This is a genomic window from Vibrio sp. V01_P9A10T6 (assembly GCF_963877065.1).
GTDB classification, from domain to species: domain Bacteria; phylum Pseudomonadota; class Gammaproteobacteria; order Enterobacterales; family Vibrionaceae; genus Vibrio; species Vibrio anguillarum.
In genome coordinates this window covers 52,193-73,359 of the sequence record NZ_CAWNTB010000167.1, presented here as the reverse complement: position 1 = coordinate 73,359, position 21,167 = coordinate 52,193, and the positions used below count along the sequence as shown (strand labels likewise).

The 21,167-nt window shown below is 44.8% G+C and carries 16 protein-coding genes and 5 tRNA genes; 14 read left to right on the top strand and 7 right to left on the bottom strand.

Translation table 11 applies throughout. The features are described from left to right. Positions 1 to 239: 239 nt before the first annotated feature. A complete protein-coding gene (yihA, locus tag AACQ21_RS12080; protein ID WP_017048504.1) occupies positions 240 to 947 on the bottom strand; it encodes a ribosome biogenesis GTP-binding protein YihA/YsxC in 708 nt (235 codons plus the stop codon). A 167-nt stretch (positions 948 to 1,114) separates the two neighbouring features. On the opposite strand from yihA, the gene AACQ21_RS12075 reads away from it, so the two are divergent. The 5 genes from AACQ21_RS12075 to hemN all read left to right on the top strand — a co-directional run bounded on the left by AACQ21_RS12075 (position 1,115) and on the right by hemN (position 5,165). Beyond that, positions 1,115 to 1,732, top strand: coding sequence for a c-type cytochrome (locus tag AACQ21_RS12075; RefSeq protein WP_013855644.1), 618 nt, complete (start codon positions 1,115 to 1,117; stop codon positions 1,730 to 1,732). A 216-nt stretch (positions 1,733 to 1,948) separates the two neighbouring features. Further along, entirely contained in the window at positions 1,949 to 2,587 is a 639-nt protein-coding gene (locus AACQ21_RS12070) for a class I SAM-dependent methyltransferase (RefSeq protein ID WP_013855645.1), read from the top strand. Continuing rightward, on the top strand, positions 2,587 to 3,141 hold the full coding sequence (gene yihI / locus AACQ21_RS12065) for a Der GTPase-activating protein YihI (protein ID WP_013855646.1): 555 nt from the start codon (positions 2,587 to 2,589) through the stop codon (positions 3,139 to 3,141). Before AACQ21_RS12070 ends, yihI begins: the two co-directional genes overlap by 1 nt. 8 nt (positions 3,142 to 3,149) lie before the next feature. Then, positions 3,150 to 3,638, top strand: a complete 489-nt coding sequence (locus AACQ21_RS12060) for a DUF2489 domain-containing protein (RefSeq protein ID WP_013855647.1) — start codon at positions 3,150 to 3,152, stop codon at positions 3,636 to 3,638. Between the two features lie 138 nt (positions 3,639 to 3,776). After that, the gene (hemN, locus tag AACQ21_RS12055; RefSeq protein ID WP_047690293.1) at positions 3,777 to 5,165 is read left to right on the top strand and encodes an oxygen-independent coproporphyrinogen III oxidase; all 1,389 of its coding nucleotides are present in this window, start codon (positions 3,777 to 3,779) and stop codon (positions 5,163 to 5,165) included. Positions 5,166 to 5,230: 65 nt separating this feature from the next. Here the strand turns inward: hemN and ilvY are convergent, their stop codons facing one another. Beyond that, the gene (gene ilvY / locus AACQ21_RS12050; protein ID WP_105976534.1) at positions 5,231 to 6,121 is read right to left on the bottom strand and encodes an HTH-type transcriptional activator IlvY; all 891 of its coding nucleotides are present in this window, start codon (positions 6,119 to 6,121) and stop codon (positions 5,231 to 5,233) included. Between the two features lie 143 nt (positions 6,122 to 6,264). Between ilvY and ilvC the strand changes: the two genes are divergently transcribed. After that, on the top strand, positions 6,265 to 7,749 hold the full coding sequence (gene ilvC / locus AACQ21_RS12045; RefSeq protein WP_013855650.1) for a ketol-acid reductoisomerase: 1,485 nt from the start codon (positions 6,265 to 6,267) through the stop codon (positions 7,747 to 7,749). 192 nt (positions 7,750 to 7,941) lie between these two features. Here ilvC and ubiK read toward each other — a convergent pair whose 3' ends face one another. From ubiK to AACQ21_RS12025, 4 genes are all read right to left on the bottom strand, one after another. Beyond that, the gene (ubiK, locus tag AACQ21_RS12040) at positions 7,942 to 8,193 is read right to left on the bottom strand and encodes a ubiquinone biosynthesis accessory factor UbiK (protein ID WP_010319855.1); all 252 of its coding nucleotides are present in this window, start codon (positions 8,191 to 8,193) and stop codon (positions 7,942 to 7,944) included. A 122-nt stretch (positions 8,194 to 8,315) separates the two neighbouring features. Continuing rightward, a complete protein-coding gene (locus AACQ21_RS12035) occupies positions 8,316 to 11,438 on the bottom strand; it encodes a multidrug efflux RND transporter permease subunit (protein WP_105976533.1) in 3,123 nt (1,040 codons plus the stop codon). Between the two features lie 11 nt (positions 11,439 to 11,449). After that, positions 11,450 to 12,556, bottom strand: a complete 1,107-nt coding sequence (locus tag AACQ21_RS12030) for an efflux RND transporter periplasmic adaptor subunit (RefSeq protein ID WP_105976532.1) — start codon at positions 12,554 to 12,556, stop codon at positions 11,450 to 11,452. An 18-nt stretch (positions 12,557 to 12,574) separates the two neighbouring features. Further along, on the bottom strand, positions 12,575 to 13,156 hold the full coding sequence (locus AACQ21_RS12025; RefSeq protein WP_105976531.1) for a TetR/AcrR family transcriptional regulator: 582 nt from the start codon (positions 13,154 to 13,156) through the stop codon (positions 12,575 to 12,577). Positions 13,157 to 13,325: 169 nt separating this feature from the next. Between AACQ21_RS12025 and rep the strand changes: the two genes are divergently transcribed. Next, positions 13,326 to 15,344, top strand: coding sequence for a DNA helicase Rep (gene rep / locus AACQ21_RS12020; protein ID WP_017048508.1), 2,019 nt, complete (start codon positions 13,326 to 13,328; stop codon positions 15,342 to 15,344). A gap of 69 nt (positions 15,345 to 15,413) precedes the next feature. Here rep and AACQ21_RS12015 read toward each other — a convergent pair whose 3' ends face one another. Further along, entirely contained in the window at positions 15,414 to 15,821 is a 408-nt protein-coding gene (locus AACQ21_RS12015; RefSeq protein WP_088718017.1) for a c-type cytochrome, read from the bottom strand. Positions 15,822 to 16,119: 298 nt separating this feature from the next. Here AACQ21_RS12015 and AACQ21_RS12010 point away from each other — a divergent pair. The 7 genes from AACQ21_RS12010 to AACQ21_RS11980 all read left to right on the top strand — a co-directional run bounded on the left by AACQ21_RS12010 (position 16,120) and on the right by AACQ21_RS11980 (position 21,032). Beyond that, a tRNA-Arg gene (locus AACQ21_RS12010) sits at positions 16,120 to 16,196 on the top strand. 43 nt (positions 16,197 to 16,239) lie between these two features. Further along, positions 16,240 to 16,315: transfer RNA gene (locus AACQ21_RS12005), tRNA-His, on the top strand. 148 nt (positions 16,316 to 16,463) lie between these two features. Beyond that, positions 16,464 to 16,540, top strand: a tRNA-Pro gene (locus AACQ21_RS12000). Between the two features lie 75 nt (positions 16,541 to 16,615). Next, positions 16,616 to 16,691: transfer RNA gene (locus tag AACQ21_RS11995), tRNA-His, on the top strand. A gap of 56 nt (positions 16,692 to 16,747) precedes the next feature. Next, positions 16,748 to 16,824, top strand: a tRNA-Pro gene (locus AACQ21_RS11990). Positions 16,825 to 17,651: 827 nt separating this feature from the next. Beyond that, positions 17,652 to 19,367 carry a dipeptide ABC transporter ATP-binding protein gene (locus AACQ21_RS11985; RefSeq protein WP_019281822.1) on the top strand — a complete coding sequence of 572 codons (1,716 nt, stop codon included), beginning with the start codon at positions 17,652 to 17,654 and terminating at the stop codon, positions 19,365 to 19,367. Positions 19,368 to 19,475: 108 nt separating this feature from the next. Then, a complete protein-coding gene (locus tag AACQ21_RS11980) occupies positions 19,476 to 21,032 on the top strand; it encodes an ABC transporter substrate-binding protein (protein ID WP_026029171.1) in 1,557 nt (518 codons plus the stop codon). Positions 21,033 to 21,167: the final 135 nt, after the last annotated feature.

Genomic DNA, 21,167 nt, shown 5'->3' with positions numbered 1-21,167 from the left:
GCCAGAGGAGTGTTCTGTGGGTGAGTGAATTGATGACTCTTTGACCTATTGAAAAGTTGGAGGGATTAAGGAATGCTTAGCAAAACAATAATAAATTACCTCCTACTTCTCTCCCGTTGCCCCACCAGGATGGTGGGGATTTTTATTTTTACCATTCGCATTTGGATTTAAAGCCTATAAAAAAGCCCCACGATTAAGTAGGGCTCTGTTGGAGTCACGATTTTTAGTGTTCTACAGAATTAGTGTTGTGCAGAATGGTCTGGATTCTCTTCTATCTCTTCTAAGTGAGTTGAATCACACTCATCCATCTCTTCCACTGTTTCTTGCTCAGCTAAATGTGCGAGTGCGGGTGCAAACCACGTATCCAATTTATTACGCAGCACATCGACGCCTAAGCCTTTCAATGATGAAAAAGCATCGACAGTGACATCGCCGCCAAAAGAGCGTGCCTCTTCACGAATTTTTAACACTTGAGCTTTACGTGCGCCACTTTTTAGCTTGTCCGCTTTAGTCAGTAGTACTAGTACTGGGATGTAGCAATCGACAGCCCAAGAAATCAATTGTTGGTCGAGATCTTTCATCGGATGGCGAATGTCCATTAGCACAACCAGCCCTTTTAAGCTCTTGCGCTTTTGTAGGTACTCACCTAATGATTTTTGCCATTTTTTCTTTAGTTCCAAAGGAACTTGAGCAAAACCATAGCCCGGTAAATCCACAATATGACAACCTTCAGTGACTTTAAATAGGTTGATCAGTTGGGTTCGACCCGGAGTTTTACTGGTTTTAGCCAAGCTCTTCTGATTCGTTAAGCGATTCAACGAACTCGACTTACCTGCATTGGAGCGTCCTGCAAACGCAATTTCGATCCCTTCATCATCAGGTAGATGACGAATGTCAGGCGCACTGGTAATGAAATGCGTGTTTTGATAATGAATTTTTACGCTCACTGTTAACTCCATCTCGACTTTGTGTAGTCGATTGATTACTTTTTTGTGAAATTGTGTAAAATAACCGTGCTCGGCATAAGGTCGCCTATTGTACCATGAGTCGCCACTGAGAGTGAGTAGCAACTGCAAAGTGGTACTGGAAGCTTGATAATTATAAATGGAATGTCATGAAGAAATTAGCGCTAATCTTGAGTCTTTTAGCCAGCTGCTCAGTGTGGGCCCAAGGCAGCATTGAAGCTGGTAAAGCAAAATCCCAAACGTGTGTTGCCTGTCACAGTGCTGATGGCAATAGTCTACTTACAATCTATCCTAAAATTGCTGGTCAGCATGAGAAATACATAGAGAAGCAATTGCATGATCTCAAGCTGGGAATGACAAGCGGTGGCAAACAAGGTCGTTACGACCCCGTAATGAGTGCCATGGCGATGCCTCTTAGCGACGAAGATATAGCTGATCTTGCAGCGTATTTTGCATCACAAACTATTTCAGCGAACTCAACGCCTGAAGACGTTGCAGTGAAAGGAAAAGCACTTTATAGCGCAGGTGATGCAGAGCGTGGTTTAACCGCTTGTATTGCGTGTCATGGTCCACGTGGTAATGGTACTGAGCTTTCAGGTTTCCCTAAAATTTCTGGTCAGCATGCTGACTACATCAAAGCTCAACTGCAAAAATTCCGCGATGACGCTCGTAATAATGATATGAATGCCATGATGCGTGATGTCGCGAAAAAGCTCAGCGACACTGACATCGAAATACTTTCTAAATACGTTGGCGGCCTTCACTAAACCCTACACCGTTCGAGCACTGTTGTTTGAAAAAGCCTTAGCACTGAGCTAGGGCGTTTTCTTTTGTGCTGAAGAAAACGTAATTTTTTGTTCAATGATCGGCTTACCTATCGCTTTTTTTATCTTTTTTTGCCTAGCTGGTGAAAAAATACGCGCTGACTCTCCACTCTAATGCCACTTTCTGGTATGTTGCGCATCCCTGTTTGAGGATGTTACATGCACATTTGCCCATTATGTTTTAGTGAACAAATAGTTCCTTATTTTGCCGATAAAGTTCGCCCTTATCTGCAGTGCCAACACTGTGCACTTGTGTTTGTTAGCCCTGAACATCGTCTTGACGAAAAAGCGGAAAAAGCATTTTATGATTTGCATGAAAATAACCCGCAGGATAGGGGTTATCGTCAGTTTTTGTCACGCGTTTGTGCGCCGATGTTGGAGAGGCTTTCTCCGGCATCTAACGGGTTAGATTTTGGTTGTGGGCCGGGGCCAACCTTATCCATTATGTTGGAAGAGGCTGGGCACACAATGTCGTTATACGATATCTTTTTTCATCCAGATGAAAAGGTGTTGCAGGCGACCTATGATTTTATGACTGCCACTGAAGTGATTGAGCATTTACATAAGCCGCACCAAGTTTGGCAGCAATGGTTAAATTTAGTTAAGCCAGGAGGCTGGATTGGGTTAATGACCAAACTAGTCAAAGACGTGGAGGCGTTTGCTGGGTGGCACTACAAAAATGATCTCACACATGTGATCTTTTTTAGTCGTGAAACCTTCCAGTACTTGGCCAAGCGGGATGAGCTTGAACTTGAATTTATTGGTAATGATGTAATTTTACTGAGGAAACCCCAGTAATGAGCCGTAGTAAAAAATCGAGAAAGCCGGGTTCAGCCGGTGAAGGCGACGTGATTGTCACGCGTAATCGCAGTGAGGCAGATGTTGAAGGCCGTTTGCGTAAGCGAGTTAAAAAACAGAAAGGTCTGAAAGCGGGTAGCCGCCATTCCGATGGTTCAGATCAGCAGCAGCGAGAAGCCGCTAAAGCGCGCGATCCACGTTTAGGCAGCAAGAAAAAAATTCCTCTGGTGGTTGAGCCAGCGAAGAAAATGACCAAGCAAGAGCGTCGTTTGTCGGCTGAGCAAGAGCTCGAAATGCTGGAAAATGATGCGCAATTGAACGTGTTGCTCGATCGTATTGATAATGGCGAAAACCTAGGTGCCGGCTTACAAAAATACGTTGATGAGAAACTCGATCGTATTGAAGCACTGATGAAGCAACTTGGTCTGTATGCTGAAGAGCAAGAAGATGTTTTCGAGCCAATCGTGACTGGCGGTAGTGCCAAAAAATCACGTTCAGATGATGATTTATTATCAGATTTTGAAGGCTTCGACCTAAATGATTTAAAAGGATAGAAAGTGCCATGAATGTAACCTTGTTAGCCATTGCTGGTGGAATCATTATTCTCGGCTTAGCGTCTTACGCTGGTTACCTTCTGCTGCAACTGAAAAAGCAAAAGGATTTGCAGCTTCAACATCAAACATTGGCCATTGAAAAACGCAATGCAAATATTTTTGATAGCGTAAATACGCTTTGCATGGCTGGGATTCAAGGCCAATGTGATCTCTCCGAGATCAGCATCCGTGTCTACTGCATTATGGATTATGTTCAAGGCGAACAGAGAATCGACTTTGATAGTTCGTATCCCGCTATTTCCGAACTGTATTATATAGTGAAGGATATGCCGCGTGGCGAAGAGCGCAGCCAACTCGCTAAACAAGAGCGAATGAAGCATAACTTAGTGCGCCAAAAGGCGGAGGCCCGTTTAATGGATGCGATTGTTGAAGAGTTAAAAGTTCTGCAAAAACGCATTGCCCCTTTGAATAGTCAAATTCCGATTCAAATGATGTAATGGCTCGACTGCCTCTTTCGAGTGAGTGATCGCGTTAGCAGTTTAGAACATTTATACACAAATTTCGTTTTGTCACCCGACGTCCATCATTGTCATGTGGCAAAATAGCCCGTCAAAGTTTCGAACGGAAAGCACAGCATGTCTTCGCAAGTCGTACCCAGCCAACAGATCGTATGGGATCAAGCTGTTTTAGATAAGTATAACTATTCAGGCCCGCGTTATACCTCTTATCCTACAGCACTTGAATTCCATGAAGCATTTACTATTGCCGATTATGATATGGCGTGTGCCCAATACCCTGACAGGCCACTTTCGCTTTATATTCATATCCCGTTTTGTCACAAACTTTGTTACTACTGTGGTTGTAATAAGGTGATTACCCGTCATTCGCATAAAGCCGACGACTATTTGGATGTGCTCGAACATGAGATTCGCCAACGAGCCTCTTTGCTACATGGCCGTAGAGTCACACAACTGCATTTCGGTGGCGGCACACCAACCTTTTTAACTCAATTGCAAATTAGCCGTTTAATGGCCATTTTGCGTGGTGAGTTCCGCTTTGAAAATGACGCAGAAATCAGTATTGAAGTTGATCCGCGTGAAATTGAGTTAGAGATGCTTGATCACCTGCGCAGCGAAGGATTTAACCGCCTGAGCATCGGCGTACAAGATTTCAACAAAGAAGTGCAAAAGCTGGTGAACCGCGAGCAAGATGAAACCTTTATTTTTGCTATGGCGGAACGAGCTAAACAACTGGGTTTTCGCTCAACCAACCTTGATCTCATATACGGCTTGCCTAAGCAGACTAAAGGCTCTTTTGCTAAAACATTAGCGCAAGTGTTGGAGATGAAGCCGGGGCGATTGTCGGTATTTAACTACGCGCACATGCCGCAGCTGTTTGCTGCGCAGCGTAAGATTAAAGATGAAGATCTACCTACGGCGGAAGAAAAACTGGCCATATTACAAGACACGATCGCGACCTTAACGGGTGCTGGTTATCAGTTCATTGGCATGGACCATTTTGCTCTGCCCAATGATGAGTTGGCCGTCGCGCAGCGTGAAGGCATTTTACATCGCAACTTTCAAGGTTATACCACGCAAGGTAACTGCGACTTAGTTGGCTTTGGTGTCTCAGCCATTTCAATGATTGGGGATGCGTATGCGCAGAACCAAAAAGAGCTGAAAAAATACTATGAGCAAGTCAATGAGTTACGTCATGCACTCTGGAAAGGGGTGGCACTGGATAGTGATGACTTACTTCGTCGCGAAGTGATCAAGCAGCTTATCTGCAATTTCAAATTGGATAAAAGCCAAATTGAAGCACAGTTTAACGTGACGTTTAATCATTACTTCAAGCAAGATCTTGAGTTGCTACAAACTTTTATTGATGATGAGTTAGTGGAAGTCGATGAAAAAGAGATCCGCGTTACTTTGCGCGGGCGGTTGTTGATCCGCAACATCTGCATGTGCTTTGATAAATACTTGCGTGTTCGTGCTCGTCAGCAACAATTTTCGCGGGTAATTTAACGCCCTTACCATGAATCAAAAAGCCACTGCTCGTCAGTGGCTTTTTCTTTGAAAAGAGGGATGAGTTATGGTGTCAGGTATTTATTCGCTGCAACATCCCACAATGCTTTGATTAATGGGTTATCAAGCTGTGAGCGTTTGCAGCACACACCGAGCTGAAATGGTTTTACGGGTGCTAATTTAAGGCGCTGGATCTTATCTCTCACCGGGCTATTGTTGATCACCACATCTGGCGCAATGCCGATACCACAACCGAGCGCGACCATGCTGACAATCGCTTCATGCCCTGAGCTCTGCGCGTAAATATTGGGTTTGATCTTCATTTTTTTAAACCATGCATTGGCTCTATCTCTTGCCGTTCCCGCTTCAGGAACAATAAAAGGGACAACTGACCAATCGGGTGTGTCATTTTGCAGTTGTTCGATAAAGCTACTGATCCCGAGCGGCGCGATCACCGATAAGGGTATTTCACCAATCGTTTCAAATTCAACGCGAGCTGGTAGCTGTTCGGGCATGGCTGAAATGGCAATATCCGCTTCATCATTCAAAATCTTATCAATCGCTTGAGCAGGATCGCCAGTCAAGAGTTTGAACTCAATATACGGATGGCGAACTCGAAAATCGGACAGTAACTGAGGCAGGTGGCTGTAGCTGGCGGTGACTGAGCAAAACAAGCGAATTTCCCCTTGTAATACGCTGTTTTGGTTTTTCATTTGTACGTTATATTGCTGCCACTCTGTAATGATTTTGAGTGCAACAGGAACCAGTTTACTGCCTGATGGCGTTAGCTCAACGCTACGATTATCACGCACAAATAAGCTTTGGCTAGTTTCTTCTTCCAGCTTCTGGATCTGCCGGCTGAGCGCGGATGGGCTGATGTGCATCGCGGCGGCGGTCTTACTGAAGTTTTTACTCTCACACAGATGGATAAACATCTGCAGGTTTTTAATGTTCATAAGTTAATCACATCACGTTGCATAAATTGCAATAACTAATTGTGAATATATCACTTTAAGCAACTTGATGTCTGCTTTAGTATCAGTTTATTCGGTTCTAGAAACCGACCTGATGGAAAGAATCTTTAAAGGAGAGCGCTAACATGGCTAACTATTTCAATACCCTAAATCTACGCCAACAACTTGACCAACTTGGTCGTTGCCGCTTTATGGATCGCTCTGAGTTTGAAAGCGAAGCCGAGTACCTCAAAGGTAAAAAAGTAGTGATTGTCGGTTGTGGTGCACAAGGTTTAAACCAAGGTCTAAATTTACGAGACTCTGGCCTTGATGTCTCTTATGCATTGCGTCAAGCAGCGATTGACGAACAGCGTCAGTCTTATAAAAATGCTAAAGAGAACGGTTTTGAAGTGGGTAGCTATGAAACGCTCATCCCTCAAGCAGACTTGGTCATTAACCTAACGCCAGATAAACAGCACAGCAATGTTGTCGAAACCATCATGCCGCTGATGAAAAAAGGTGCAGCATTAGGGTATTCTCACGGTTTTAACGTGGTTGAAGAAGGGATGCAGATCCGTAAAGACATCACGGTTGTGATGGTGGCGCCTAAGTGCCCGGGAACCGAAGTGCGTGAAGAGTATAAGCGTGGTTTCGGCGTGCCGACTTTGCTTGCTGTTCACCCAGAAAATGACCCTCAAGGTGAAGGTTGGGATATCGCAAAAGCTTGGGCGGCCGGAACGGGCGGTCATCGTGCTGGCTGTTTGGAATCCTCTTTCGTTGCCGAAGTAAAATCGGACCTTATGGGCGAGCAAACCATCTTGTGTGGCATGCTACAAGCGGGTTCGATTGTGTGCTATGAGAAGATGGTAGCAGAAGGTATTGACCCAGGTTACGCAGGTAAACTACTGCAATACGGTTGGGAAACGGTAACCGAAGCGCTGAAATTTGGTGGCATCACTCACATGATGGATCGCCTATCAAACCCAGCAAAAATCAAAGCGTTTGAGCTGTCTGAAGAGCTTAAAGACTTGATGCGCCCACTGTACAACAAACATATGGATGACATTATTTCTGGTCATTTCTCTAGCACTATGATGGCTGACTGGGCCAACGATGATGCTGATTTGCTGGGCTGGCGTGCTGAAACCGGTGAAACTGCGTTTGAAAACTACCCACAGTCTGATGTACAGATCACTGAGCAAGAGTACTTCGACAAAGGTATTTTGATGATTGCCATGGTTCGCGCTGGGGTTGAGCTGGCATTTGAAGCTATGACGGCTTCCGGTATTGTTGAAGAGTCAGCTTACTATGAATCCCTGCATGAGCTGCCACTGATTGCCAACACAGTAGCACGTAAGCGTTTGTATGAAATGAACGTGGTTATTTCTGATACAGCAGAGTATGGTAATTACCTGTTTGCCAATGTCGCAACACCGTTACTGCGCGAAAAGTTCATGCCAAAAGTATCTACTGATGTGATTGGTAAAGGCCTTGGTGAAAGCTCGAATTTCGTTGATAACGCGACCCTGATTGAAGTGAACGAAATTCTTCGCAACCATCCGGTTGAGTACATCGGTGAAGAGTTGCGCGGTTACATGACAGATATGAAACGCATTGCCGTCGGTGGCTAAAGGCTAATTCACCTTCCGGTGGTTAAGAAGGGGCTGAGAGTTCGCCCCTTTTCAATGACGAGAATGATGACGTAAAGCTCCAGACTGACTGGAAAGAATAAATACAAAAGCAAACACAATATAAAACAAAAGGCTTGGTCGCCGTTGACCAAGCCTTTTTTATTGGGAAATTTTTATCTCAACCGGGCAATATTATTTGGCGGTGATTTTCGCTTCTAGCTCGGCCAATTTTTGCTCCATCTCAGTGAGCTTTTGGCGAGTACGCATTAATACTTGAGTCTGTACATCAAATTCTTCACGGCTTACCACGTCCAATTTATTTAATTGGCCTTGGATCACTTGGCGGATTTTTTGATCAACGTCGGCACCCAAATCTTTTACGGGTTGAGGCATTGAATCGTGAATTTGTTTGGCAATTTGCTCAAGTTTTTTAGGGTCAAACATAGCGGCTTACACTCCTGTCAGTTTGTCTCCATTCTAAGCAATTGAGCTGAGAATGTCGTTATTCAAGGTAAGAAAAAGGCCACTGAGGTGGCCTTTTTTGAAGCAGTCTTAATTATATTGTGTTATTTATTTTCAGCGAGTCGGCGTTGTACTGCTTTGGCCTCGTCAACTCTGGCTAGCTTTTCGAGGTCTTTATCCTCAACAAACACAGGCAGTGGCTTATGTTTTTCGGCTAGATAGCTGTAAATCACAGGCAGTACGAATAGCGTAAATAGTGTACCAATCGCAAGACCTGCCACAATCACAATACCAATACTAAAGCGCTGAGCTGCACCTGCACCCGTTGCGTACATCAACGGGATCAAACCTGCAATCATCGCTGCTGTCGTCATTAGAATTGGGCGAAGACGCACTTTGGCTGCCTCCATCACCGCTTCGATGCGAGACTTGTTATGGTGTAGCTGCTCTTCTTTCGCTACTTCACAAATAAGAATACCGTGCTTGGTGATAAGACCAACCAGTGTAATCAACCCTACTTGCGAGTAGATGTTCATGGTTGCTGCGCCCCAAGCCAGTGCAATTAATGCTCCGCAAATGGCGAGAGGAACAGATACCATGATAACCAATGGATCTTTTAACGACTCAAATTGAATCGCCAGTACCAAGAAGATGATGGCGAGTGCCAAACCAAAGGTCGCGTAGAGTGCGCTTCCCTCAGTCACGTATTGACGTGCTTCACCCATATAATCGTGGTTGTAGCCTGCGGGCAGTTTAGTTGCGGCAACATCCTCAAACCACGTAATCGCATCACCCATTGCAACTCCTGGGCCCGGTACACTTCCGACGGTTGCCGAGTTTAGCTGGTTAAAGTGCGGCAGTGAGCGCGGCTCTGCAATCACATCAATGGTAATTAGGCTCCCTAATGGGATCATTTTTCCGTCAACGGCACGCACAAAGTAGTGATTCATCGATTCAGGGTTGAGGCGATATTTACGTTCAACCTGCGGGATCACCTCATAAGAGCGGCCATTGAGATCGATGCGGTTGACATAGCCATCCGCCATCATGGTCCCTAATGTCGTGCCAATATCCTTCATCGTGATGCCATAAACCCCAGCTTTATCTTTGTCGATATTGATTTTCATCGTCGCAGAATCGTAATTGAGGTCTAAATCGGAGTACACAAACATCGGGCTTGCTTTCACTTCTGTTAGCACTTCAGTGGCAATAGCAAACAAACTTTCAAAGCTATTGGGTGTAGTGATGACAAATTGAATTGGCAATCCAGAGCCTGCGCCGGGAAGTTCAGGCATTTGGAAGGCCGTCACGGCCATGCCTGGAATATCTTGCACTAAGGTGCCGACTCGAGTGGCAACCTCAGCTTGGCTTGCCTGGCGTTCACTCCAAGGCACCATCGAGGCAATACCAAACGCTTGGTTGGAGCTTGGAACACCGGTAAAGACTTGAGCAAACTGGACTTCTGGCTGTTCAGACAGAATCGTATTCACGTCATTCATGGTGTTTTGTAAATAGTCCAAGTTCGCATTCGAAGAACCCGTACCAATTAACATGACCACGCCTTTATCTTCAGAAGGGGCAAGTTCACTTGGAATGAATTTGAACAGCATAGGCAGACTGGCAAACACGATCACCGCAAAGGCAATCACGACAGGACGGCGCTGCATTACTTTCTCGAGTAATTTCGCGTAGCGGTTACTCATTGAATCAAGTAATCCATGCACTTTTTGTTCAAACTTGTTGGGCTCTTCGTGCGCTTTAAGCATTTTAGAACACATCATGGGTGAAAGTGTCAGTGCAACAATACCTGAAACAAATACAGCACCAGCCAGCGTGAGTGCAAACTCTTTAAAGAGTGAGCCTGTTATGCCACCCATCATCGCTATCGGTGCATATACGGCACCCAGTGTCAGCGTCATCGCAATTACCGGAACGGCGATTTCACGAGTACCAATAATCGCGGCACGAAATGGTGATTCACCCAGCTTAATGTGGCGGTCAACGTTTTCTAGTACAACGATTGCATCATCCACCACAAGGCCGATAGCCAATACCATCGCTAGCAGTGTCATCAAGTTCCATGAGAAGCCCATTCCCTGCATTACCATAGCAACACCAACTAAGGATAGTGGAATGGTAACAATCGGGATGATAACGGCCCGTAAAGAGCCTAGGAATAGAGTAATGACGACAAGTACGATCAAGGCGGCTTCAGCGATGGTTTTTATGACCTCGTGGATCGATTCATTGATCGCCACCGTGGAGTCATACATCACGTTCATTTCGATGTTACTTGGTAGATTACGCTTTAACTGCGGTAACAGATCCAGCACATCTTGAGCAATGTTGATTGGGTTTGCGCTAGGTGCTGCGTTGATGGCTGCTACAACCGCTTCTCGGCCGTTTGCACTTGCGCGGTAAACATCATGGCTTTTTTCTAGCGTGACGTTTGCAATATCACCTAGGCGAATAACATTGCCGTCGCCCGTTTTAACCACCAGGTTTTTCAGCTCATCGACATTTGACACTTGCGTATCGGCACTACCGTTATACAGCACGAATTCGCCAGTGGCTTGTCCTGTTGCTGATTGATAGTTGTTGGCATTCAGCACGTTCATCACATCGCCCGCAGTGAGCTGTAGTCCTGCCATTTTTGCTGGATCAAGCCAAATACGAAGGGCGTATTTCATGCCACCATACAAGTCAATCTTAGAGACGCCGTTGACGGTGAATATTTGAGGGTTAAATACACGCTCAAGATAGTCAGTAATTTGGCTTGAACTAAGTTCATCACTAGTGAAACCAATATACAGCACCGCGGTGGTTGAGCCGGTAGACATAGTTACCGTCGGATCTTCGGCCTCTTTAGGAAGCTGTGAGCGTACCGAGTTCGTTTTTGCTAACACATCTGAAAGTGCAGCGTTGGGATCGGTATTGAGCTTCATCGTTACGGTAATCGTTGATTTACCCAATACCGAAGAAGAAGTCATATAATCAATGTTGTCGGCTTGTGCGACTGCTTGTTCCAAAGGTTGAGTGATAAAACCTTGGATTAAGTCGGCACTTGCACCGTAATAGCCTGTACTCACTGTAACAACGGTATTCGTCATTTCAGGGTATTCACGAACTTGCATTTTGAAAATAGCTTGAAAACCAAGCAGAGCTATCAAAAAGCTGATCGATACCGCGAGCACTGGACGTTTTATAAAAACATCAGTAAAACGCATGATTCCTCCAATTACAGCATCGGTGTTTCAGCAGGTGGTGTAGTCGCATTACTTTCGACTACCCGAACTTTCGAATGGTTACTTAAGCGCACTTGACCTGAAGTGACCACGATGTCTCCATCTTGTACACCCTCTAAAATATGCGCCACAGCACCTTTGCGTTCACCTACTTTTACAACGCGCTGCTCTACTCGTTTAACGCCATCTTCTTCTTTCAACACGTAAACATTATCACCATACAGGGTGAAGGTAATGGCGGTTTGAGGAAGCGTGACTTGGTTTTCTAATTTCGGCAGGATGATGTTGGCACGAGCAAACATACCGCTGCGTAGTTTACCGTCACTATTTGGAATATCGGCTTGCACTTGGATTAAACCACTTTGAACGCTAACGGCAGGCTCAATCGCAGTAATGGATCCTGTAAACGCTGCATTAGGATAAGCATCGATAAAAATATCTACTTGCTGGCCTAATGAAATACGTGAAATATCCGTTTGTGGAACGGTAAAGCGCAGACGCATTACACTGGTATCTTCCAAGCGAACAATATCGGTGCCTGGCTGTAGGTATTGGCCTAAATACACATTACGGATACCCACCACACCAGCAAAGGGAGCTTTGATTTCACGACGATCAATGGAAGCTTTTAAACTTTCAATATCTGCAGACAAAGAGTAGTAGTTTGCTTCGGCTTCATCATAAGCTTCTTTTGAAATCGACCCTTTAGCGAATAGACCTTTATAGCGTTCGTATTTCGCTTTTGCAGCAGGTAGGCGAGCTTGTGAGCTTTTTAAATTCGCTTTCTCAACCGCAGAATCAAGCAAAACTAAAGGTTGGTCTTCCTCAACTGGTGTTCCTGATTCAAATGAAATCTTATCGATCACGCCGCTGGTTTCAGATGTCAGTGTCACGCCTTGATTGGGTTCAATAAAACCAATCGCTTCAATCACTGGGATCCAATCAACAGGAGTTACATCAGTCACTGTCACTGGAAATTCAGGTTCAGGACGGTTGGCCATGAATTCGGCAATTTTTTGTTGTTTAAACAGATTAAAACCTATCACGCTACCAAACAGTAGGAAGGCGATAAGTAACATAAAGAATGTCCACTTTTTCATTCTAGTCAGAACTCCAAGTTAGTGTTGAGTAATTGCATCCCAACTGGCGTCAATCACGGCACTGAGTGCGCTGTCATCCAGTTGATAACATTCCATCGCTTTTTTACGGGCAAGGGCGACCGTTGTTTCGAAGCTTAAAGCAGACAAAATCTGGTTATCCAACGGCTTGAATAATCCCTGCTCTTTACCTTGATCAAATAGTAAATCCACTTTGGCAAACATTTTTCGCTCAAGTTCCTTAACATTGCAACTGATTGTTGTTGGCAATGATTCATATTGAACTCGGTTGCTGAGTGTTGCACTGCTTGATTGTGCTAATTCCCAGATATTAAGCCACATCATTTTAAAGCGTTCTTTCAAAGGCATCTCATCATCAATATTGGCTTGCACCGCGTCAGCAATGTGCTGACAAACGTGTAAGCGAACTGTCACGAGAAGATGATCTTTGTCATCAAAGTAACGGTAAATTGTTCCCGTTGCGACACCGGCTTCTTTGGCTAATTTGTGCATCGATAAGCCTTGAAATCCAGATTCAGCGATCAGCTTTTCAGCAGCCACCAATATCTGCTGGTACTTATCCATGTGAATACAGTTAGACATGCTGACATCTCACAGTGAATGAACGTTCATTCATTATAGACCAAACTATAGCCCCTTATGCAATACACTAGTGTAGTAAAATGACAAAAATCTTATGGTGAATGACGTAGTAATCAGTAAAGCGCGGCATTATCATAGACGGCCCAAATAAAAGTGATACGAGTACCTCATGAAGCTGAATCCAAGACAAGACGAAGCCGTCAAATATGTATCGGGCCCATGTCTAGTATTGGCGGGGGCTGGCTCGGGTAAAACGCGCGTAATTACCAACAAGATCGCTTACTTGGTTCAACAGTGTGATTATAAAGCGCGCAACATTGCTGCCGTTACATTTACTAACAAAGCCGCTCGAGAAATGAAGGCGCGGGTAGCACAAACGCTTGGAAAAGCTGAGTCAAAAGGGCTGCTCGTTTCCACATTTCATACTTTAGGCCTCAATATTATCCGTCGGGAATATAAATTTTTGGGCTTGAAAGCGGGGTTCTCTCTGTTTGACGACCAAGACCAGCTTGCGCTGCTCAAAGAGTTGACAGAGAAACAGCTCGAGGGCGATAAAGATCTGCTGCGCCAATTGCTCAGCACCATCTCCAACTGGAAGAACGACATGTTGACGCCAGAGCAAGCGAAAGGTTTTGCTCAAGGTGAACAACAACAGCTGTTCGCTTACTGCTTCGATCTTTATCAAAAGCAAATGAAAGCGTATAACGCGCTCGATTTTGATGATCTTATTTTAATGCCGGTGCTGTTATTGCAAAACAACGCCGAAGTTCGTCAGCGTTGGCAAAACCGCATTCGCTACTTGCTGGTGGATGAATATCAAGATACCAATACCAGTCAATATGAGTTAGTGAAACTGTTGGTTGGAGAACGTGGCCGTTTAACCGTGGTGGGTGATGATGATCAATCCATCTATTCTTGGCGAGGGGCGAAACCGCAAAACCTCGTGTTGCTGGGGCAAGATTACCCAAATCTTAAACTGATTAAGCTTGAGCAGAACTACCGTTCAACCAGCCGTATTTTGAGAGCGGCCAATATTCTGATTGCTAACAACCCACACGTGTATGAGAAAACGCTTTTTTCTGAGATCCCTGAGGGTGAAAAACTCAAAGTTTTGCTAGCGAAAAATGAAGATCATGAAGCGGAGCGGGTCACTGGTGAACTGATTGCGCATAAATTTCTCAATCGCACCGAATATCGTGATTACGCGATATTGTACCGCGGTAATCATCAGTCACGCTTAATTGAAAAATCGCTGCTGCAAAACCGCGTGCCTTATAAGTTATCCGGTGGAACGTCATTTTTTGCCAGAGCCGAAATTAAAGACATCATGGCTTACCTCAAAGTGTTGGTGAACCCTGACGATGACAATGCTTTTTTACGCATTGTGAACACGCCAAAACGAGAAATTGGCCCAGTCACGTTAGAGAAATTGGGTAGTTACGCCAATATGCGTGGCAAAAGCTTGTTTTCGGCCAGTTTTGAACTTGGCTTAGAGCATCATTTGTCTGGAAGAGGGCTCGACAACTTGCGTCAGTTTACGCAATGGTTAGTGGCTATCTCAGATCAAGCTGAACGAGGCAATACCGTTGAAGCGGTGCGATCATTAGTCCGAGATATTCATTATGAAGATTGGCTGTATGAAACCTCTTCAAGCCCCAAAGCGGCCGAAATGCGTATGAAAAACGTCTCTGATCTCTATTCTTGGATTGTGGCCGACCTTGAAGGTGACAACTATGACCAACAAGAAAAATCGCTCAAAGAAGTTGTACAGCGCTTAACCCTACGCGACATGATGGAGCGAAGTGAAGAAGAGGATGAGAGTGATGCCGTTCAGTTGATGACACTGCATGCATCGAAAGGCCTTGAATTTCCTTACGTTTATTTGATTGGCACTGAAGAGGGTATTCTTCCTCATCAAACCAGTATCGATGAGGACAACGTCGAAGAAGAACGTCGTTTGATGTATGTCGGGATAACTCGCGCGCAGCGAGAACTGACTTTCACTATGTGTAAAGAACGTCGTCAATACGGGGAACTGCTTAAACCCACACAAAGTCGCTTTTTGGATGAATTACCCTTTGACGATGTTGAGTGGGAACAGAGCAAAAAGCCAGTAAGTCAAGAAGAGCGAATGGCGAAAGGACAAAGTCATATTGCTAATTTGCGCGCTGCCATGTTTAAGAAATAGTGCTTAAAAAATAATAAAAACAAAGGTTTGGAATTAAAGCCAAACCTTTGTTTTATAGGAATTAATGTATTAAAGACCTGCAATCATATGCTCAATGGCGGCAACGATTTCGTCGTCAGAGCAATCCATACAGGTTCCTTTAGCTGGCATGGCATTAAAGCCTTGCAGTGCATGATTTTTCAATACATCTTTACCTTGGGCGATACGTGGAGCCCACTCTTCGGCATTGCCAATTTTAGGTGCGCCACTGATGCCTGTAGAGTGGCAAGCGATACAGAATGTACCATAAACTTGCGCGCCATCACGAGGGCCTGTCGGCTCTGCCGCAACGGGTTCACTACCCGCTAAGTAAACATCACCTACAGGTTTAATGCGATCAGCAATGGCATCGTATTCAGCTTGGCTGGTTGCCAATGCAACACTAGAAAAGGTTAAAGCAGCGAATAACACGCTTATGATTCGTCGAGACATATCCATTAAACTCACTTTATATTCCAAAGGTAAGTTCATGCTTACCTATTTATACTTAGATTTAGAGTGTGGCTGATTTAAAAGCCATTCAAGCTGTTAAATCAATGTAAATATTGGGTGATTATATCCCGATAAGTTGTTGCAATAAACAACAAGTTGCGATCTTCAAGGGGTGAGTCACATCCTTATTATAGAGGTAATAATGGTTATCTGATGAAAAAGGCGTCAAACGATAAAAAAAGTTGAAAAAGTACTAGACGCCCTAGTGTGAACTCCGTATTATTCCACTCCGCCGATAGGGCATGCGCCCGTAGCTCAGCTGGATAGAGCGTTGGCCTCCGGAGCCAAAGGTCGAAGGTTCGAATCCTTTCGGGCGCGCCATCCGGATGCTTATGTAAATAAGTAGCAAATTGGCAAAACAGTGGTGGCTATAGCTCAGTTGGTAGAGCCCCGGATTGTGATTCCGGTTGTCGCGAGTTCAAGTCTCGTTAGCCACCCCATTATTTGGTAACTTCGGTTTCCTTTCTTGGTGAAAGTCGAGAAAAAAGATTTACATCGATGAATAGACTAGTTTGATAGTGCATCATGATGTTAGGAATAGCGGAGCAGAGAGTTCTCTCTCGTTTATTCCAAAAAATGAATTTGTATCGGTGAATAGCGCAGCTTGGTAGCGCATCTGGTTTGGGACCAGAGGGTCGGGGGTTCGAATCCCTCTTCACCGACCACTTTTCTTTTCTTCTCATTGGTTAAAAATGAAAAGAAAAATAACGGCAAGCAAGCGGTTATTGCAAAGTTTGATGGTGGCTATAGCTCAGTTGGTAGAGCCCCGGATTGTGATTCCGGTTGTCGCGAGTTCAAGTCTCGTTAGCCACCCCATTATTCGGTAACTTCGGTTTCCGTTCTTGGTGAAAATCAAGAAGAAAGAGATATATCGGTGAATAGCGCAGCTTGGTAGCGCATCTGGTTTGGGACCAGAGGGTCGGGGGTTCGAATCCCTCTTCACCGACCATCTTAATGAGCCTCAGTCGAAAGACTGGGGCTTTTTAACATCTGGTGTTTGAAGTATTAATCAAGGTAATGAGAGCCAAAGTGGGGTTCGTCTGATATTCAAAACCGGGCTCTTCACCGACCATCTTAATAAGCCTCAGTCGAAAGACTGGGGCTTTTTAACATCTGATGTTTGGAGCCTTAATCAAGGCAATGAAAGCCAAAGTGGGGTTCGTCTGATTTTCAAAACCGGGCTCTTCACCGGCCATCTTAATAAGCCTCAGTCGAAAGACCATTCTCTCTATTCAATGTTCGATTCCTTATTGGCTCCTATCTTATTAAGTCAGTGAATTATCATGTTTAAAGGCTAAACCCTAAATTTTCTGTTCAGATGAATTCACTGCTTTTCTGCCTTTTCATTAGTTTTTAGTCTGGCATTTTGTTGGTTATTCTGGTTTTTGTTTCTAATGTGTTACGTGATATGCCGCAATATAATTTGAAATTTTATTCTGCATTCTTTTTTAGAATGCATGGTAAATTGGCGTTTTCTTAGGCTTAACGTCTATGTTTTGGGGTGTATTACTGCGTGCTAGAATATTGGTCATACCAATGATTAATGCATATGTGGTGCATAAAAATACGATGTTACTGCTTTGGTTTGATTTGATATCGACTTTTTATCCTATCGATGTTGCTTTTCTGTGAAATATTTGCCAAATTGATGGCCTTGTTAATTACCAGAATATTGTACTGGTATGAATGGATTCATTTTTACTGGCTTTGAACGCTTTGTTGTTCAAAGGTAGTTACAGACAGGGCACAACACTGCCCAAGTCGTAGAGGTCTGGGATGTCACTTTTAGAAGTAAAAAACCTGCGTATTGAATACCCATCGCGTCATGGTGTTCACGTTGCTGTGAAATCGCTTTCGTTTAATATCGAGCGGGGTGAAATTGTTGGGGTTGTGGGAGAATCAGGCGCCGGAAAATCGACCGTAGGTAATGCGGTTATCGATTTATTGAGCCCACCCGGTCTCATTGCCAGTGGCGATGTGTTCTTAGATGGCGAGAAGATTTCAGGCCTATCGCCTGAGCAGATGCGCCAAGTTCGCGGCTCTAAAATTGGTTTTATTTTTCAAGACCCAATGACGTCGCTTAATCCGCTATTTACTGTTGAACATCAACTGACAGAAACCATCCACGCCAATATGAAAGTGACTGAGGAAGAAGCGTATCAGCGTGCACTTTCTTTGATGAAGCAAGTGGGTATTCCTCAGCCTGAAAACCGTTTGAAGCAGTATCCACACCAATTCTCTGGTGGCATGCGTCAACGTGTTGTGATTGCCATTGCGCTGGCGGGTGAACCTGATCTTATTATTGCCGATGAACCGACCACTGCATTAGACGTTTCTATTCAAGATCAAATCTTGAGCCTCATCCGCGAGCTATGCATTAAAAACAATGTTGGCTGTATGCTGGTTACCCATGATATGGGTGTGGTCTCGAATGTGACGGATCGCGTCGCGGTGATGTATCGCGGTGACTTGGTTGAATTTGGACCGACAGCTAAAGTGTTGGGCGCTCCTGATCACTCCTATACGCGCAGTTTGATTTCCGCCGTTCCTCGCTCAGATAAAAAACTCGATCGCTTTCCGCTGGTGAGCTATATCGAAGAGGCAAGTGAGTTAAAACCACTGGATGTTAAAAACCATTGGTTAGGTCAGAGCCAAGATAATCGCCAATACACAGGCCCACTGCTGACTGTGGAAAACGTGAATTTACGCTTTACGACCAAAGACTCATTGTTTGAAAGTCGCCGTGAATATGTCCAAGCTTCAAATGACGTCAGTTTTGAGGTGTTTGAAGGGGAAACTTTTGGTTTGGTTGGGGAATCAGGTTCCGGTAAATCAACCATCGCACGCGTGATTGCGGGCCTGTACGCTCCAAACTCAGGCAAAGTCTGTTTTGAAGGGATTGATCTTACTGCGCTGAAATCGGAAAACGAGCGCCGTCCGATGCGCCGCCAGATGCAGATGGTGTTTCAAAACCCTTATACCTCAATGAATCCGAGAATGAAGATTTTCGATATCATTGCCGAGCCGATTCGTTTTCATAAATTAACCCGTAGCGAAGCGGAAACACGGCAAATTGTGCATGATCTTTTAGAGCACGTAGGCCTAGGTAAAATGGCGGGAGTGAAATATCCGCACGAGTTTTCCGGCGGTCAACGTCAACGTATTTCGATTGCTCGCGCACTCGCCACGCGTCCTCGCTTATTGATTTGTGATGAACCTACGTCCGCGCTCGACGTGTCTGTGCAAGCGCAGATCTTAAACCTATTAAAAGATCTGCAAGATGAGCTCAATTTGACCATGCTGTTCATCAGCCATGACTTACCTGTGATCCGCCAAATGTGCGATCGTGTCGGCGTCATGCAAATGGGGACCTTACTGGAGGTCGCCCCTACAGAGCAGTTGTTTAAGTCACCTCAACACCAATACAGCCAGCATTTGATTTCTTTAATGCCTGAGTTTACGGGCTTAAGAGAAGATGTAGTAACGGCGTAAGCCAAAAAAGTTACAGATAGAGATATCATGACCAAGCGTGCTTGGAATGAATAAACAGAAGCAATTACAACAACTAGGGATTTGGATTCCCGCATAAGGAGTTATGCAATGAAAACCATGAAAAGCAAACTAACAGTAGCTTTGATGGCGGCAGGCTTAAGCTTTGCAGCTAGCGCGGCCAATATTACCGTCGCTTATGATGCTGACCCAGTGTCACTTGACCCGCATGAGCAGCTATCTGGTGGTACGCTACAAATGTCTCACATGGTGTTTGATCCTCTCGTTCGTTACACCCAGACATTTGATTTTGAACCTCGCCTTGCTGAGAAATGGGAACGTGTCAACGATACAACGTTCCGTTTTATGCTGCGCAAAGGGGTAAAATTCCATTCTGGTAACGAAATGACGGCAGACGATGTGGTCTGGACGTTCGATCGTTTACAAGATTCTCCTGATTTCAAAGCTATTTTTGAACCGTATGAAAAGATGGTCAAAGTAGATGATTACACCGTCGAGATCGTATCCAAAGGCGCTTATCCTCTGGTTCTGCAAACCGCAACCTACATCTTCCCTATGGACAGCAAGTTCTATTCGGGCAAAGCGGCTGATGGTAAAGAGAAATCTGAAATTGTGAAGCACGGCAACTCGTTTGCTTCGACCAACGTTTCTGGTACTGGCCCATTTAGAGTGACTTTCCGCGAACAAGGCGTAAAAGTGGAATTTGAACGCTTTAAAGATTATTGGGATAGCGCATCAAAAGGCAACGTAGACAAACTGACCTTAGTACCGATTAAAGAAGATGCCACTCGTGTTGCGGCGCTCCTTTCGGGTGATGTGGATATGATTGCACCTGTTGCGCCAAACGATCATAAACGTGTGGAAGAAGCCAAAGGTATTGATCTTGTGACCTTACCGGGTACGCGCATCATCACCTTCCAAATGAACCAAAACAGCAATGAAGCACTGAAAGATGTTCGTGTGCGTCAAGCCATTGTTCACGCCATCAACAACCAAGGTATCGTTGACAAAATCATGAAAGGTTTTGCGACAGCAGCTGGCCAACAAGGCCCAGCGGGTTATTCTGGTTATGACGCGAACCTTGTGCCTCGTTTTGATTTGAAAAAAGCGAAAGAGCTGATGAAAGAGGCTGGTTATGAGAAAGGGCTGACGCTCACCATGATCGCGCCAAACAACCGTTATGTGAACGATGCGAAAGTCGCACAAGCTGCAGCGGCGATGTTGTCGAAAATTGGTATTAAGGTTGATCTTAAAACCATGCCAAAAGCGCAATATTGGCCTGAGTTTGATAAGTGCGCCGCGGATCTGTTAATGATTGGCTGGCACTCAGATACTGAAGACTCAGCAAACTTCACCGAGTTCTTAACCATGACACGTAACGAAGAGAGTGGTAAAGGCCAGTACAACTGTGGTCACTACTCAAATCCAGAAGTGGATAAGTTGGTTGAAGCGGCAAACGTAGAAACCGATCCTGCGAAACGTGCACAGATGCTGCAAAAAGTCGAAGTGACTTTGTACAACGACGCAGCATTTGTTCCACTGCATTGGCAAAACCTAGCGTGGGGTGCGAAATCTACTTTAGATATCAAACCGATTGTTAACGCGATGGAATTCCCTTATTTCGGCGACCTAGTCGTTAGCGAGTAATTACTTAAGTTGGCCGCTCATGTGATGTGGGCGGCGCTTAAGTCACTCAAGGCATCCGCTTGGATGCCTTATTAAGATCTCTGCACTTTGCTTTATTTCAGTCGGGTCGAGTGTCATTTTTTAGGCTGAATTTTT

Bases quoted from the DNA above. Each gene is read 5' to 3' on its own strand.
- AACQ21_RS12075 (WP_013855644.1), top strand. From the start codon at position 1,115: ATGAAGAAATTAGCGCTAATCTTGAGTCTTTTAGCCAGCTGCTCAGTG.
- AACQ21_RS12070 (WP_013855645.1), top strand. From the start codon at position 1,949: ATGCACATTTGCCCATTATGTTTTAGTGAACAAATAGTTCCTTATTTT.
- yihI (WP_013855646.1), top strand. From the start codon at position 2,587: ATGAGCCGTAGTAAAAAATCGAGAAAGCCGGGTTCAGCCGGTGAAGGC.
- AACQ21_RS12060 (WP_013855647.1), top strand. From the start codon at position 3,150: ATGAATGTAACCTTGTTAGCCATTGCTGGTGGAATCATTATTCTCGGC.
- hemN (WP_047690293.1), top strand. From the start codon at position 3,777: ATGTCTTCGCAAGTCGTACCCAGCCAACAGATCGTATGGGATCAAGCT.
- ilvY (WP_105976534.1), bottom strand. From the start codon at position 6,121: ATGAACATTAAAAACCTGCAGATGTTTATCCATCTGTGTGAGAGTAAA.
- ilvC (WP_013855650.1), top strand. From the start codon at position 6,265: ATGGCTAACTATTTCAATACCCTAAATCTACGCCAACAACTTGACCAA.
- ubiK (WP_010319855.1), bottom strand. From the start codon at position 8,193: ATGTTTGACCCTAAAAAACTTGAGCAAATTGCCAAACAAATTCACGAT.
- AACQ21_RS12035 (WP_105976533.1), bottom strand. From the start codon at position 11,438: ATGCGTTTTACTGATGTTTTTATAAAACGTCCAGTGCTCGCGGTATCG.
- AACQ21_RS12030 (WP_105976532.1), bottom strand. From the start codon at position 12,556: ATGAAAAAGTGGACATTCTTTATGTTACTTATCGCCTTCCTACTGTTT.
- AACQ21_RS12025 (WP_105976531.1), bottom strand. From the start codon at position 13,156: ATGTCTAACTGTATTCACATGGATAAGTACCAGCAGATATTGGTGGCT.
- rep (WP_017048508.1), top strand. From the start codon at position 13,326: ATGAAGCTGAATCCAAGACAAGACGAAGCCGTCAAATATGTATCGGGC.
- AACQ21_RS12015 (WP_088718017.1), bottom strand. From the start codon at position 15,821: ATGGATATGTCTCGACGAATCATAAGCGTGTTATTCGCTGCTTTAACC.
- AACQ21_RS11985 (WP_019281822.1), top strand. From the start codon at position 17,652: ATGTCACTTTTAGAAGTAAAAAACCTGCGTATTGAATACCCATCGCGT.
- AACQ21_RS11980 (WP_026029171.1), top strand. From the start codon at position 19,476: ATGAAAACCATGAAAAGCAAACTAACAGTAGCTTTGATGGCGGCAGGC.